Annotated in this window: 13 protein-coding genes; 3 read left to right on the top strand and 10 right to left on the bottom strand. The window is 71.1% G+C overall.

What is annotated here, in order from left to right; translation table 11 throughout:
• Window positions 1-84 precede the first annotated feature (84 nt).
• The 3 genes from ABZT93_RS23680 to ABZT93_RS23670 all read left to right on the top strand — a co-directional run bounded on the left by ABZT93_RS23680 (window position 85) and on the right by ABZT93_RS23670 (window position 2,710).
• Window positions 85-759, top strand: a complete 675-nt coding sequence (locus tag ABZT93_RS23680; protein WP_356107651.1) for a class II glutamine amidotransferase — start codon at window positions 85-87, stop codon at window positions 757-759.
• A gap of 68 nt (window positions 760-827) precedes the next feature.
• Window positions 828-1,610, top strand: a complete 783-nt coding sequence (locus tag ABZT93_RS23675; RefSeq protein WP_356107647.1) for a hypothetical protein — start codon at window positions 828-830, stop codon at window positions 1,608-1,610.
• Between the two features lie 143 nt (window positions 1,611-1,753).
• Entirely contained in the window at window positions 1,754-2,710 is a 957-nt protein-coding gene (locus ABZT93_RS23670; protein WP_356107644.1) for a LysR family transcriptional regulator, read from the top strand.
• A gap of 3 nt (window positions 2,711-2,713) precedes the next feature.
• Here ABZT93_RS23670 and ABZT93_RS23665 read toward each other — a convergent pair whose 3' ends face one another.
• The 10 genes from ABZT93_RS23665 to ABZT93_RS23620 form a co-directional block, all read right to left on the bottom strand.
• Window positions 2,714-4,240 (bottom strand): peptide ligase PGM1-related protein, encoded by a 1,527-nt coding sequence (locus tag ABZT93_RS23665; RefSeq protein WP_356107642.1) that lies wholly within the window; start codon window positions 4,238-4,240, stop codon window positions 2,714-2,716.
• A 153-nt stretch (window positions 4,241-4,393) separates the two neighbouring features.
• Window positions 4,394-5,665 (bottom strand): MFS transporter, encoded by a 1,272-nt coding sequence (locus tag ABZT93_RS23660; protein WP_356107639.1) that lies wholly within the window; start codon window positions 5,663-5,665, stop codon window positions 4,394-4,396.
• Window positions 5,662-6,894, bottom strand: coding sequence for an ATP-grasp domain-containing protein (locus tag ABZT93_RS23655; protein WP_356107637.1), 1,233 nt, complete (start codon window positions 6,892-6,894; stop codon window positions 5,662-5,664). Before ABZT93_RS23655 ends, ABZT93_RS23660 begins: the two co-directional genes overlap by 4 nt.
• Window positions 6,895-7,042: 148 nt before the next feature.
• Window positions 7,043-8,293: an MFS transporter gene (locus ABZT93_RS23650; RefSeq protein WP_356107633.1), complete on the bottom strand. Its 1,251-nt coding sequence runs from the start codon at window positions 8,291-8,293 to the stop codon at window positions 7,043-7,045.
• The gene (locus tag ABZT93_RS23645; RefSeq protein WP_356107630.1) at window positions 8,290-9,738 is read right to left on the bottom strand and encodes an amino acid adenylation domain-containing protein; all 1,449 of its coding nucleotides are present in this window, start codon (window positions 9,736-9,738) and stop codon (window positions 8,290-8,292) included. The genes ABZT93_RS23650 and ABZT93_RS23645 overlap by 4 nt, the downstream gene beginning before the upstream one ends.
• The gene (locus ABZT93_RS23640; protein WP_356107627.1) at window positions 9,735-9,971 is read right to left on the bottom strand and encodes a phosphopantetheine-binding protein; all 237 of its coding nucleotides are present in this window, start codon (window positions 9,969-9,971) and stop codon (window positions 9,735-9,737) included. The genes ABZT93_RS23645 and ABZT93_RS23640 overlap by 4 nt, the downstream gene beginning before the upstream one ends.
• Window positions 9,968-11,311: a hypothetical protein gene (locus tag ABZT93_RS23635; protein WP_356107624.1), complete on the bottom strand. Its 1,344-nt coding sequence runs from the start codon at window positions 11,309-11,311 to the stop codon at window positions 9,968-9,970. Before ABZT93_RS23635 ends, ABZT93_RS23640 begins: the two co-directional genes overlap by 4 nt.
• Entirely contained in the window at window positions 11,298-12,353 is a 1,056-nt protein-coding gene (locus tag ABZT93_RS23630; RefSeq protein WP_356107621.1) for a hypothetical protein, read from the bottom strand. The genes ABZT93_RS23635 and ABZT93_RS23630 overlap by 14 nt, the downstream gene beginning before the upstream one ends.
• Window positions 12,350-13,168 carry a hypothetical protein gene (locus tag ABZT93_RS23625; protein ID WP_356107619.1) on the bottom strand — a complete coding sequence of 273 codons (819 nt, stop codon included), beginning with the start codon at window positions 13,166-13,168 and terminating at the stop codon, window positions 12,350-12,352. The genes ABZT93_RS23630 and ABZT93_RS23625 overlap by 4 nt, the downstream gene beginning before the upstream one ends.
• Window positions 13,168-14,304 carry an alpha/beta fold hydrolase gene (locus tag ABZT93_RS23620; protein WP_356107616.1) on the bottom strand — a complete coding sequence of 379 codons (1,137 nt, stop codon included), beginning with the start codon at window positions 14,302-14,304 and terminating at the stop codon, window positions 13,168-13,170. The genes ABZT93_RS23625 and ABZT93_RS23620 overlap by 1 nt, the downstream gene beginning before the upstream one ends.
• Window positions 14,305-14,308: the final 4 nt, after the last annotated feature.

Genomic DNA, 14,308 nt, shown 5'->3' with positions numbered 1-14,308 from the left:
GAGCACGGCCGTAAAACATGGGGGATAGTAAGCGCGATGTGTCGAATAATTCTCGCTCGGGGTGTCTTCGACTCCGACGCGGTGGTGAACGCCGCCCTGGCCATGAGTACCGGGCGCACCGCCGCCCATGAGAAGCCGGAGCAGACCCACGGTCACGGGTGGGGTGCGGTCTGGCTGGATCCGGAGGCCGAGGCGGGGCTGAGGGTCCACCGTGACGTGCGACCCATGGCCGAGAGCGTCGAGGAGTCGCCGCTGCGGTCGGTACACAGCGACTTCCTGGCCATTCACGTGCGTCACTCGACTCTGGAGCACCACCGGGGCCCGGACTTCACCCACCCGCTGGAGCGCATGGATTCCGATCCGGCCTGGTACTTCATGCACAACGGGTATCTGCCCACGGTCCATCGCCGGCTCGGACTGCCCGCTGCGACGTTCGACACGGCCGAGTACTTCCAGTACATCGTGCCGCGGGAAGGCAGCCGACTCGACCCGGACGAGACGCTGACCCGACTCCGGTCGATACCGCCGGGCGGCCTGTCGGGAAACGCTGTCGCAGTGAACCGGGAACGCGCCTACTTGATTCACTGGTCACCTGAAGAAAATCCGTTTCCGCGGTACTTCGGAATGTTTCGCCTAAACCTTCCCAGGGCGCTCGTCATCGCCTCCGAAATAATTCCCGAACTTTCCCCTGCTGCGGAATGGGAACCTCTCAAGCCGGAGCAGATCCTCGAAATCAATCTCGGCTCGGAGTGGTACTGAAAGGGGCAGAAGTGGGATCAGAGGTCCGCACGGCCGTGGCTACGGCAACGACAAACCGCTGGGATCGCGTGGTTCGCCGGGTCGGCATCGACCCGATCGAGCCCAACCTGTTGCGGCGGTTGGTCGACGGGGACATCGCCGTTCTCGTGCTCAGGAACCTGCTGCCAAGTGAGAACTTCGCGCGGCACAGGCAACTCGTCAACGACATGTTCGACCGCGCGTCGACCACGTACTACGCCAACGGACATCTGACCACCATCGGCTCGTATCTGGCGAAGCACCTGTCCGACGTGGACGAGTACTTCGCGGAGAGCGAGAAGATCGCCCGGCTCACCGCGGATGCCTCCTTCACTCTTGGGGACGACGTCCGGGCCGGGCTCGCCCGGGCACTGTCGATGCGCTCGGTGGAGGTGGCCGAAGAACCCGACGGCCGGCGCTATGCCGACATCTGCGTACGGATTCACCCTGACGGGGTGGCCAACCCCATGCACAACGACAAGATCATGCGGGACGCGGCCGGACTGGACCTCGTGGTCTCCCGGCTGCTCTACCAGTTGAGTTGTGTCATCTGCGTGCAGGAGTGCGACACCGGCGGTGAGTCCAAGATCTACGGGAAGCCGTGGGAGCCGCAGGACGAGAAGTTCAAGATCCCAGGCGGCCTCGGCTACGAGTACGGCGTCGTGGAGGGCGTGCCCGCCCATGAGTTCAAGCCGCGGGCGGAAGACGTGTATCTGATCAACCCGACGTACTACCACGAGATCCTCCGAGTCGGCGGTGACACCAGGGTCACCGTCGGGTTCTTCCTCGGATTCTCCGACGAGGCGCTGGACAGCGCTGTCACCTGGGGCTGAGCCGGCACACCTGGGACGCGGAGGCGGCCAGGCCGCCTCCGCGTCCCGCGGTTCAGCTCGGCCGAAGGGCTCGTTGCACTCGGCGAGGGTCTTCACCATCATGAGGGGACTGGATGAGTCTCCGGGCCACATGAGAGCAGTTCATGAACATCGGCATTTCCCATCTGCGGGCCTTTGTCGCAGTCCTCGAGAGCGGCAGCTTCAGCCTCGCCGCCGCTGAGCTGGGCATCAGCCAGTCAGCTGTATCGCACTCCGTGGCCACCCTGGAACGCTCGCTGGGCGCTCCCGTGTTCGTACGCGGCAGCGGGGTGCGGCTCACCGTTCTCGGAGAGCAGATCCTCGTCCCTGCCCGCCAGGTGGTCGGCGCCTACGGTGCCATCCGTGACGTGGCGAGCCAGCACGGTGGGCAACCGTCCGGAACGGTTCGGATCGCCGCGACCCCCACCGCCTGCCAGGGAGTTCTGCCGCAGTTGCTGCACCGCTGGCAGCACGAATTCCCTTTGGTGCAGGTCGTGGTACTGGAAGGCGACGATGCCGAGGTCGAGTCATGGCTGGGCGAGGGCGCCGTGGAACTGGCCGTGCTCATCGACCGGCCGTCCGATGCCGGGGTGCTCCTGACGACCGATCACTTCCACGCGCTGCTGGCAAGCGATCATCCGCTCGCGGACGAAGCCGAGATCGACATTGTCGATCTCGACGACGACTCGATGATCGTCTCCACGAGTGGCTGCGAGGAGTACGTACGGAAGATCTACCGGATGGCCCACCGTCCGTTGCGCCGGGGTCACCGCGTCCGGGACATGGGAACCCTGCTCGCCATGGTGCGCAGCGGCCTCGGGGTGTCCGTCGTCCCGGGACTGACCTCGGCGATGCTGGACCACCGGCTCGTCATGATCCCACTGCGGCAGTACGTCAGCCGCGACCTGACGCTCACCGGCCCGATCGGACGGCCGTGGCACGACGCCGCGCGGGTTCTCGTCGAGTCGTGCCGCCGGGCCCCCTCCCAGCTGGTCCCCGAGCAGCAGGGCCCCCAACTCACCTTGACGGCCAAGCGTGGAGCGGCGCGGCGGGCGAGAGCGGTCCGGCCCGAAGCCGGCTGAGGCTCAGCCGCGACGACGGCAGGCGGCGTCCGCGGAGGTGAGCATGGCGTCGTAGAGGCGCTGCGCCTTCTCGGGAGTCTTCTCGATGGCGACCATGCCCAGTTTGCCGGTGTCCGGGAGAGCGCCGAGCACATAGAAGACGACACCGGTGCGGGTCGCCCCGCTGTAGTGCAGTCCCTCGCCCAGAGCGATGTCGACGACATCCTCGGGCTGCAGCAGTTCATATCCCTCGCGTTGGGCCCGGTCGCTGGCGACATAGCAGCGTGGTTCACCCTCGGGCGTCAGATATTCACCGGTGTCCTGCGAGTAATTGCCCTCGACCGCCCCGTGCAGGAGGAAGTACGGCGCCGTCGCGCCCCCCATCCGCAGATTGATCTCCAGCGCGTGAATCCCTTCACCCGACACGGGATTTGCGACCAGGAAATCGACGCTGAGATGGCCCAGTACGCCCCTCGCGGCAAGCGCCTCGCCGGCCCGCAGGGCCAGTCGCTGAATCTCCGCCCGATAGGAGGGCCTGGCGGGGAACGTACAGCCCACGAACACCTGCCCCTCCGCTCCGCCGAGCACCTGCTCGTGGGTGGACACCACCTGTGCGCCCCGCACCGGGTCGATCTCCAGCTGAACGGAGGGGGAAGACGATCCCGATGTGTCGATGAAGCGTTCCACGATGCCGCCCATCTCCCACAGCCGGGCCCCGTAGCTCTCCCAGGTCTCGGACTGAGCGGCGAAGGAAAGCTGTTCCGGCAGCTTGGCGCTCACCCACGACTCCAGGCCGGTGGCCGGCGCCCCCGCATACGAGAACACCGCGTTGCCGCAGCCCGCGAAACTGTCGTCGAGTTTGACGATGGCCCGCTCGCAGCCGGCGTTCCCTGCCCGCAGCTCGACAAGGGCCTTGACCAGCCCCCGTTCGTCCCTGATGTCCTCGAACCCCTCAGGAACCGGGACGCCGGCCTGCCGCAGCAACTGCCGTCCGCCGCTCTTCGTACCGCTGGACGACAGCGCCGGGTCGCAGGCGTAGAGCGGGATGCCCAGTCTCATCGCCAGCGCCCGCTCCAGCGGAGTGCTGTTGAAGGTGACCAGATAGGCCCGGTCTCGATCGGGAATGGCGGACAGGATGCGTTCGACCAGTCCGTCGTCCTGGAGGATCTTCTCGGTCAGCGGCTGGGGAGAGCCGTCCGCACAGTCGAGCAGCGTCAGCCGACTGCGCGCGTGTCCGGCCGAGAGGGACGAGACCGCTCCGAGGGCGTAGTCGACGACGGTCTGCCGCAGCGGGAGGCTCGTGACGTACAGCATCCGGGCGGCGGGAACGCGGAGGGCCTGCGCCAGAAAGAGGAGGCGCTCCTCGAAGTGGATGACACCCTTGATCTTGCGGAGCTCCGCGCTGTCGAGGGAAAGACTGGGCACGACGACCAGGGTCGGTGCGTCAGCGCCCCGCTGGGCGAACAGTGCCGGGAGCCGCTGCTGAAGCTGCTCGAACGTCTGCCGGCTGGTCGAGCCGTCCCATTGCGTCGAAAGCAGGCCGCTGGCCATCTGTGTTCCTTTCGGGGTGTGCCGGAATGAATCCCCGTAGAGCGGATAATTCCGCTCGCTGTCCAGACGCGTCAAAGAATCAGCGTTTTACGGAGTATGAACACCACTCATCTCGCGACACGTGTGCGACGGAAATCAGTACGAGAGCACAATTCACCGTTCCCGGAGGTCTTCTCGCCGGGAAGGCGAACCGTGCCGCCCGTGCTCGTCGCGCATACCGACCGCCACGGCCACAGCCGCGAGCAGTCCCGTGGCTCCGAACAGCGGCCAGACCGCGTTGTTCAGCGCGCTCCACAGCACCACGCCGACGAACGGGCCGAGCGCGGTGCCGGCGCCGAACACCGCCTGGGACGCGCCCATGTAACGGCTCACCAGCTCAGGACGAGCGGCGGCCTGTGCCGGGTAGGCAACCATCGTGGGCGAGCCCACGGTCTCACCGAGCGACCAGACGAGGGTGGCCGCGACAAATCCCGCCACGCCGAGCGGAAGAACGTACGCGGCTACTCCCACGGCCACCAGCACGATGCCGCTCACGGCTGCCACCCGGTGCGGCCAGTACTGGACCCTCCTGGTGACCACGAGTTCGCAGGCAATGACGATCAGGCCGTTGAGGGAGACCAGCATCCCGTAGACAAAGGTGGACAGACCCGCGTCCCGCACTGCCAGCGGCAGGACAGAGACGTAGCTGATGTAGATCGCCGCGTACGCCAGCATGCCCAGCAGGAACAACAGGTAGCGTGCGTCGCGCAGCACCGTCAGATAGCCGTCCGGGGCGAAGCGCCGATCGCGCGAGCGGGTCTGTCGGGGTGTGTCGCGGGGCAGCGCCCGCCAGCTGATCGCGGCGCAGGCCAGCGCCGCCGCGGCCTCGACACCGAAGAGCAGCGGGTACGAGACGGCGGCCAGCACGGCACCGATCAGCGGGGCGGCGGTTGTACCGGCGTTCAGGGCGAGACGGTACATGGCGAAGGCCATCACGCGGCGCCGGGCCGCGATCCTCGCGCTGACGACCTCGGCGGAGGCTGGGCGGTAGACCTGGCTGGCGGCGCCGAGCACGGTGACCACGACGAGCAGCAGCGGGTAGGAGCTCACAGACATGACGGCGGCGGTGAGCGCGGCGGTCAGCGTCATCGAGCCGCTGATCGCCCTCCGGGTGCCGATCCGGTCCACCAACCAGCCGCCGAGCAGCGCTCCGGCGATCCCGCCCGCGCCATTGGCCCCGAGCGCGGTGCCGGCCTGTACGGGGTCGAAGCCGCCCTGGATCAGGTAGAGCACGAGAAACACCTGGAGGAAGCCGCCCAGCCGGTTGACGAAGATCCCGGCGATGACGGCCTTGACCTCCACCGGGGCTTCCCGCCAGGTCGCCACCGCCCCGGTCGCCTCGGCGTCCTTGGGCTGGGAGTCCAGGGGGTCCTGACGGGAGGTCACCGCCGGATGTTCCCTTCTCGGAGATCGTCCCCGCCGGCACCTCCGGCCTCGTCCGCCGGAACCAGGGTGATGGCGCGGGCCGCCGCGTCCAGGGCGTCGGCGCACTCCGCGGCGGTGGCGGCGGCAACGACGACCAAGGCGTAACGGCACGTCACATGTGCGGCGGGCGGGAGCAGCAGGGACTGGCCGGGCTCGGCAAGGATCTCCAGCCGGTCCACGCAGGCGGGCAGCCGGGCCTCGTCGACCCGGACGGATCCGACGACCGTGTCCCGCTCGGGGTACAGGAAGCGGATCGCCGCCGCACCCTGCGGCCGTACCCGCACCATCGGATCGACGCCGAGCGCGAGCGAGGCCGCAGCCAGCCCGGCGTCCACTCCGGTGACCAGGCGGCCGATATAGGGGATGAGGTCGCCGCCGCTTCGCGCGTTGATCTCGACCAGCCGTGGGCCGCGGGCGGTGAGCCGCCACTCGGTGTGGGTCCAGCCCCGGGTGAGACCGACGGCCGCGTGCGTCGCGTCAAGGACCGCGGCCAGTTCCGGGTCGGCCAGCAGCGGGTCGGCGGCATCGACGGTATGGCCGACCTCCTCGAAGTACGGTGGGAAGCTGAGTTCCTTGCGGGCGACGAAGAGCGGAGTGACACGGCCGTCCCAGCAGAGGCTGTCGACACTGATCTCCGGGCCGTCCAGATACTCCTCGATCACCACCGGGGCCGAAAACCGCTCCCGTACTTCCGGCATGGAGCACGCGGCGACGGAGTCGAAGACGGACAGCAGCCCCTCGCGGTCGGTGACCAGGGTGGTGCCGTTGCTGCCGACCAGGGCGCGCGGCTTGACGACAACGGGGTAGCCGACGCGTTCGGCCACCGCCAGGGCCTCGGCGGGGTCACGCGCGGTGGCCGCGGCCACGGGGGAGACTCCGGCGCGGTCCAGGGCCTGCCGGGTGGCGAACTTGTCGCGGCAGGTACGCACCACGTCCGGGGGCATCGTGGGCAGGCCGAGAGCCCGCGCGAGTAACGCTGAGGGCAGGATGCGGGTCTCGTCCCAGCACACGACGGCGTCGGCGGGGATGTCACGCGCGGCTTCGATCATCGCCTCGGCGTCCAGCGTGTCCACGACCGTGTGCCCGCACACCGAGTCCCGTTCCCAAGAGGGTTCCTCCTCCTTGAACAGCCACAGCCGGTACTCCTTCGCGACGGACTCCAGCAGATAGCCGCGAGTGAGTTCCCCCATCGGACTGACGAGGATCAGCAATGGCCGGCTGTCCCCCACCGCGCGCCTGTCTGCGTCCGCTACCCGATACATTTTCCCCGCTGCCTCTCTTCGTGCTGATGTCGCGTTGACGTCTCACTGATGACCTTCGGCGCCGCCGTTCGCGGCGTCACGCGTCCCGCCCGACTTCCAGTGGTACCGCGACGGTGGTGTCGAGGTGTTCCGTACGCCGCACCGACCCGAGGCACGGTAGCGCTATGTGGATGACCACATGCGTGGCGGTGATCACGAGCAGCGTGGACCGGACGCCGAAGCCGTCGACCGCGCCGCCGACGGCCGCGTACCCGAGCGGCGCGAACGCCAGGGAGCCCAGCCAGTCGTAGGAGCTGACCCGGGCGATGACCCCGGGCGGAACCCGTTCCTGGAGCGCCGTCTCCCACAACGTGTCCGCGGCGTTGAGCCCGGCGGCCGCCACGGTGGCGCAGAGCAGCAGGACCGCCAGCCCGGACCCCGACCACAGGGCCAGCAGGAACGGCACGTCGAGCAGCAGAAGTGCGGCCGCGAGCATCAGCGGGCGGTGCGGCCGCCAGCGCAGCAGTGGGAACCCCGCCGCGAGGGCTCCCACTGCGCGCGCGGTGAGGACGGCCGCCCAGCCGGTCACGCCCACGGTGGACTCGGCGATCCCGGGCCCGGCGACATAGATCGCGGGCAGCACGGTCGCCTGGTAGACGGCGAAGCTCGTCACCATCATCCAGATCCACGGCTTCGAGGTGAACGTTTCCCAGCCCTCGGCCACGTCCCGCAGCAGCCGGGCGTGCGGCCGGCGTGTGCGCAGTCCGGCAGGCACCCCGGCCATGGCCACCGCGGCGGCCACGAAGCTGGCGGCGTCCACGGCGAGCGCCCAACCGGGCCCGGCCACGGCGACCAGTACTCCGGCACACGGCGGCCCGAGGATGCCGAAGGCGTTCCTGGCCACCCTCATCAGTGAATTGGCCTGCTGGAGCAGGTCCTTGGGGGCGATGTCCGGGACCGCGCCCGTGGTGGCGGGCAGCGCGAAGGCGCCCGCGCAGCCGTAGGCGACCTGCAGCAGCGCCAGATGCCATACCTGCCCGGTGCCGGAGAGCAGCAGCAGGGCGGTGACCGCCTGGCAGAGCGCCATGCAGACGTCGGTGCCCAGCAGCACCCTGCGGCGCTCCAGGCGGTCGCCCGCGACGCCGCCCAGCAGGACGAGCACGACCTTGGGCAGGACCGCCGCGCCGAGCACCAGGCCCACGTCGCCGACGTCGCCGCCGATCGCGAACACCGCGAAGGGCAGCGCCACCTGGGTCATCGCGGTGCCCAGTTCGGACACCGAGCGGCCCACGAAGTAGCGGCGGAACGCGGGCTGCCGCAGCACCGCGAAGTCACGCGCGGCCTTCATTCCCCGCCCTCCGCGGGCTCGGCGGCCAGCCGGACCCGGTCGATCTTCCCGGCCGCCGTACGGGGCAGTGCCGGGCGTGGAACGATCCTGGCCGGACGGGCGGCGGCAGGCAGCCGTTCGGCGAGCCAGCGACGCAGCATCCGCGGGGACACACCGGTGAACGAGGTGACCACGTAGGCGGTGATGTGCGTGCGCTCCGGGCGTTCCACCTCGCACACCACGGCGGCGGCCTCGACGACGTCCGGGTGTTCTTCCAGCGCGGCTTCCACAGCGCCCAGTTCGACGCGGTGTCCGCGCAGTTTCACCTGTGTGTCGTCACGGCCGAGATATGCCAGTACGCCGTCGGGGCGGGCGCGGGCCCGGTCGCCGGTGCGGTAGCAGCGCCGTGGCCCGTCCGGGGTGTCGAGCGTGAGGAAGCGCCGCATGGTGGCCTCGGGCGCGTCGAGGTAGCCGTCGGCCAGGCCGTGTCCGTACAGCACGACCTCCCCCTCGCCCGGCGGGTCGAGGAACATCCCGGAGCCCGGCAGGGATTCGCCGAGGCCGACGCGGCCGGGAGTGCGGACGCGGTCGGCACTGGCCCAGATGGTCGCCTCGGTGGGGCCGTACAGGTTCCACAACTGCGCGCAGCGGGGCAGCAGTTGTTCGGCGAGCGACGCGGTGAGGGGCTCGCCGCCGCACCAGACGCGGCAGTCCGGCAGCCCTTTCCAGCCCCAGGCCAGCAGCAGCCGCCAGAAGCTCGGGGTGGCCTGGATGACATCGGGCCTTCGCCACTCGGCGAAGGCGGCGAACGACTCGGGATCGATCCGCGCCTCGGCGGGCGCGACGTCCACGCGGGCGCCGAGGGTCAGCGGCAGCAGGAGCTCCGCCATGACGATGTCGAACGACAGGGCGGTCAACGCCGCCATCGACTCCCCTGCCGTCAGTCCCGGCCGGGCGGCCAGCCCGCGCAACCGGTCCGTCAGGGAGGTGTGCGGCACGAGGACGCCCTTGGGCTCACCGGTCGAGCCGGAGGTGTACATCACGTACGCGATGTCGGTCAGGTCGGGTGCCCTGGGCGGGAACGCCGCCTCGGGCGGGTGGTGGACCGTCAGATCGGCTTCGCCGGGGGCCGCCCCGCGCAGCAGGCCCGCGGGGGCGGCGTGGCGCATCACCAGCTCCCGGCGGCGCGGCGGGTCGGCCGCGCTGAGCGGCAGCACGGCGCAGCCCGCCCGAGCCGCCGCCAGCACCGCGACGACAGCGGCGGTGTGCCCGGTCGTCTCCAGGGCGACCAGCGAACCGGCCGGGCAGACCTCCCGGAGCAGGGTGGCCGTGTGCTCGGCGCGCTCGGTCAGTTCCCGGTAGCCGATGTCCCGGCCGTCGGCGTGTACGGCGACGGCCTCGGGGGTGCGGCGCGCTTGGACGAGGACGGTGTCCCAGACAGTGGTGGGCGGCGGTGTCGCTGTCACTTCACGGCCCCTGCCTCGGCGCGGTCGGCGAGTGTGCGGGCCAGGCCCTCGGGGGTGGGCTCGCGGACGATGTCGATGAGCCGCAGGCCGGGACCGCAGCGCTCGGTGAGGCGGGCGATCAGCTGGAGGGCGAGCATGGAGTTGCCGCCCACCTCGAAGAAGTTGTCGTCGGGTGCGATCTCGTCGGTCTCGATGATCTCGCCGAAGATGTCGGCGATCTGATGGGGTGTCATGTGCAGGTCCTTGTCCTCGCGATCCGTGTCCACCAGTCGTCGTCCCGCAGTGCTTGGCCCTCGGCGTCGCGGTACTGGAAGCGTTCCCCGAGCAGAGTCACGGTGTCGGTGAGCCGGGCGCGCAGCGCGTCGTGGTCGTCCGCTCCGAGCCACACCGTGGCGACGGTGCCCGCCGCACCCGTACGCCAGTGCACCGGCCGCCCCGCCGTGGCGACGTGGTCCACCGCCAGTACGCCGGGCAGCCGGGAGATCTCACGGCGGGCGGGCGCGGCCGTGATCAGGGCCGCGCCGGGCGGTGCCGGGAAGAGCAGCACCAGGACCGCCCGGTACCAGGCCAGGCGGAGTTCCGCGGGGCGGGACAGGGCGGCGTCCAGGGCGGTCCGGGCCAGGTCCTCGCCGGTGCCGTAGCGCACCAGCCGGGCGACGAATCCGCCCAGCCTGCCGTTGACCTCGACGATGTCAGGGTGCCGCGCCCCGGGTTTGACCTCGACGTGGTAGGCACCGTCAGGCACGTCCAGCGCCCGCAGGGCGCGTACCGCGCACTCGATGACCGCGGCCCGGCCGCCCGGGTCCAGGCTGGTCGGCAGCACCAGTCCGGTCTCCCGGCAGGGGCGTTCGGGCAGCAGCCTGTCGGTGACGAACGCGGTGCGGACCCGTCCTGCGGTCACGAACACCTCCACGGAGACGTAGTCCGCCAGGTGCGGGGCGCTCGGCCGGCCGCCGGTCAGGTACTGCTCGGCGAACATCCCGGCGGGCAGCCCGCCGACGTCCGGGGTTTCGGCACGGGTCTCGTACAGGAACCGGTTGAGCTCCTTCGCGTCGTGGACCAGCCAGACGTCCCGGCCGGAGACGCCGTCGGCGGGTTTGACGACCAGCGGCCAGCCCGCCTCGGCGGCGAAGCGCCGCAGCGACGCCTCGTCACGCGGCGCGGCGGAGCGCACCCGCGACACGCCCGCGTCGCGCAATACGCGGCGCTGGAGGTCCTTGCGGCCCCACAGCCCCGGCGCGCCCTTGAGCTGGGCGGCGAGCGGACACAGGCGGTCCGTGAAGGTCGTCACCGCGTCCGTGCCGGCGACCGCCCGGCGGCAGGCGTCCAGGTCGGTGAAGTCCACGCGTACGGTGGGCGCCAGCGACTCGGCGATCATGGCCAGCCCGTCGTTCTCCGCACCGCAGTCGACCAGGAACCGGATCCGTACCCGGTTCCCGGCGTTGTCGGCCGCGCCGGCGATCTGCACGGGCGTCAGCGAGCCGGAGTCCCCCAGCAGCACGGCCAGGAGCGGATCCGGCTGGTCCCCGCCGGAGAACGCAGCGGGGGTGGCGGCGGGGTCAACAGGTTTCATCGGCGAGCCTCTTGGTGTCCGACGCGCTGAGCACGCCCCCGTACACATCGTGCATGACCGCGCCCCGGGACTTCTTGGGCACCTCGGCCGCCAGGCCCGCGCGGATCGCGGTCAGCCGATGGGCTCTGGCGTACGCCAGAGGCTGGTGGAAGAGCAGATCGAGGTAGACGGCGGTACGGTCGGGGCCCTCCTGTCCGGTCAGGCCGATCTCGTACAGCTCCAGCTCGTGTTGCCACACCAGGGCGGTCAGCACTCCCCGCACGGTGCCGGCCGACGCGGCGAAGGCGATCACCCGGACCGGTTCGCACAGCGCCCACTGTTCGTGCCGCAGTGCGACGAACTCCGGATGGTCCGGGTTTCCCTTGCGGCTGTTGTGCCGGGCGATCAGGTCGGCCGCGTCGTCGGCGACGTCCGCCCAGTCGCTCACCGTGGTCCGTACCCCGGCGGCGGCGATCAGCCTGCGGTCGCGGCGCAGCACGCCGCGCACCCGGGACACCACACGCTCCTCCCGGTCGGGGGCGCCGGCGTCGGGAAAGCGGGCCTCCCGGCCCAGTGGGGCCCACCCGGCCCGGTGGCGACAGGCCTGGGCGATCAGTCGCCGAGCGGGGGCGTAGACGTACGGGAAGGCCAGACACTGGTCGGCCTCGGCGGCCGCCCTGGCGAGCCGGGCCAGGACGGAGCGGGCCACCCGCCCGCCGTCCGCCGCCGGGCCGATGTGGAGGGCGGAGCGCAGGTCGCTGCAACCGCCGACGAACAGGCACCGGTCGGCGGTCAGGTCCGCGGGCACCAGCCCGGCCGGAAGTCCCCAACGGCGCACGTCGTACGCGGGGTCCGGCCAGCCGGTGCCGAGTCTGGTGCAAGCGGGTACAGCGGCCACCAACCGGTCGGCCTCGCGCCGCACCGCGTACCGCACCCGCCAGCGGAGGTCCGACTCGCGCTGCAGCAGCCGGTGATGGCAGCCCGCGGCTCCGGCGCTGTCGTCCAAGGCGTCGAATTCCCCGTGCGGCAGCGCCCCGATGCTGTCCAGGAGCGCGGTGGTCACAGCCGGCCGCTCCTCTCACCCGCGGTCGCGGACAGTACGAGGGCGGGCAGTTCTGCCGCCTCCAGCAGATCCTGCCCGGCCACCGGCAGGCATACGGTGCCCGACGGCCGGGTGTCCGGCCAGGCCAGGTCGAGCCGGTCGTCGCTGCCGCCGACCAGCCGGGGGGCGGTGACGGGTGCCGGCCCGGTGCGTACGTCGTGGGCGACGGCGAGCTGGAAGCCGAGCCAGGCCCGGTAGCGGTCGAGAAGGTCCCGCACGAGAGCCTGGCCCTCGGGCCTGCCGAGCCCCCTTCGCGTGGCCGCGGCGGCCGTCTCCGTCTCCAGTACGGACATCATGTGGCTCAGCACCGCCTCGGGTTCCCGTCCGCCGGGACGGGGGCCGCAGGGCGCAGGCGGTTCGCCGTCCGTCCACTGGGCGCGGAAGGACTCGACGTCGTCCCACGCCTTGCGTTCGGTGGGCCAGGTGGGTTGTACCAGGACGCAGTGGCACGGCGGTCCGTACGGCCCACCGAGCCGCTCGGCCACCCGCAGTGCGAGGGCGGCGGCGCTGCAGTATCCGACGACCAGCGGGGGCCGGCCCGCGAAGGCGGTCAGGCCGACGCACAGCTTCGCGTACTCGTCGGCCAGTTCGGCGAGGTCGGCACAGTCCCGGGTGCCGGTCAGGTCCCCGACCGGGTCGGCGCGGAAGACCGGCCGGCCGCCGCCCGGCACCGCGAGTACCGAGCCGAGCGACCGGGCGGCGGTGAACTGCAGGAAATCGACCACCAGGACCGGTGTACCGGACCCCTCCGCCAGCCGCTCCAGGGCCAGTCCCATCAGGGCCTCCCCGGGGTTCCGGCGCCGGGTGGGCGCTCGTCGTCGTACCAGAGGCGCTGGACGACATCGGCGACATGGCCGACGTTCTCCTCCGCGATGAGGTTGAAGTGGTCACCGGGGACGTCGTGGACGGCGACCCCGCCCAGGCTGTGCTTCCGCCAGATCGCCAGGCTCTCCTCGTCGGTCCGGCCCTCGCGGGGGCGGATCAGGTCGGTGCGACCGGGGTGGACGCGCGGCCGGAAGGCATATGCGGCATCGGAGTTGACCTGGTAGATGTCGATGAGCCGGGTGAGCCGGTCGGTGCCGAAGCCGGGCGGCAGGGTGCCGCGGCGGGTGGCGAGATCGAGGATGCGCTCGGCTCGCTCCCGCGGGTCGAGCGCGGCCAGCGCCTCGACGTCCACGTCCAGACCGAGCGCGTGTCCGACCAGCGACCACAGCAGCCGGGCCTGGGACGGGGGCTCCTCGTCACCCATGGCCACGGGGGTGTCGAGCAGCAGGACGCCGGCCGGCGGGGTCCCGGCGTCGGCGAGTTGGCAGGCCATCTCGTGGGCGACGAGGCCACCGAAGGAGTACCCGACGAGTACCACGTCACTCGGGGCGTGTGCCGCGGCGACGGTGTCGGCGATGTAGCGACGGGCCATGGCGGGGATGTCCGGGTCGGCGGCCAGCGCGGGGTCGAGTCCGCGGGCCTGCAGGCCCAGGGTCGGCACGCCTTCCGGCAGCGCGTCGGCCAGGTGGCGGTACCACAGGACGGTGCCGCCGATGGGGTGGACGCACACCAGCACCGGTCTGCGCTCGCCGCCGCGGATCGTCACCAGCGTGGTGGCGGGCACCCGTTCGGCGAGCGTGCCGGTTCTGACCAGTGCGGCCATGGCCTCCACGGTCGGCGCCCTCAGTACCGCGTCCAGCGGCAGCGGCACCCCGGTCCGCTCATGGATGCGCGCCAGCAGTTGGACGGCGCCCAGCGAGTCGCCGCCGAGGGCGAAGTAGTCGGCGTCCAGTGCCACCTGGGCGGTGTCGAAGTGCTCCCGCCACACTCCCCAGACCGTCAGCTCGACCATGTCGCGTGGGCCGCGCACGGCCCCGGAGGTGATGTCGCCCCGGCGCGCGGCGTCCAGCGCGTCGGGCGGGGTCACGTGG

Source organism: Streptomyces sp. NPDC005303 (assembly GCF_040607335.1).
GTDB lineage: Bacteria > Actinomycetota > Actinomycetes > Streptomycetales > Streptomycetaceae > Streptomyces.
This window is presented reverse-complemented; position numbering and strand designations above follow the sequence as displayed.

What these genes read in the sequence shown, in the direction of transcription:
- ABZT93_RS23665 (WP_356107642.1), bottom strand. Translation starts at nt 4,240, where the DNA reads ATGGCCAGCGGCCTGCTTTCGACGCAATGGGACGGCTCGACCAGCCGG.
- ABZT93_RS23640 (WP_356107627.1), bottom strand. Translation starts at nt 9,971, where the DNA reads ATGACACCCCATCAGATCGCCGACATCTTCGGCGAGATCATCGAGACC.
- ABZT93_RS23650 (WP_356107633.1), bottom strand. Translation starts at nt 8,293, where the DNA reads ATGAAGGCCGCGCGTGACTTCGCGGTGCTGCGGCAGCCCGCGTTCCGC.
- ABZT93_RS23625 (WP_356107619.1), bottom strand. Translation starts at nt 13,168, where the DNA reads ATGGGACTGGCCCTGGAGCGGCTGGCGGAGGGGTCCGGTACACCGGTC.
- ABZT93_RS23655 (WP_356107637.1), bottom strand. Translation starts at nt 6,894, where the DNA reads ATGGGGGAACTCACTCGCGGCTATCTGCTGGAGTCCGTCGCGAAGGAG.
- ABZT93_RS23635 (WP_356107624.1), bottom strand. Translation starts at nt 11,311, where the DNA reads ATGAAACCTGTTGACCCCGCCGCCACCCCCGCTGCGTTCTCCGGCGGG.
- ABZT93_RS23670 (WP_356107644.1), top strand. Translation starts at nt 1,754, where the DNA reads ATGAACATCGGCATTTCCCATCTGCGGGCCTTTGTCGCAGTCCTCGAG.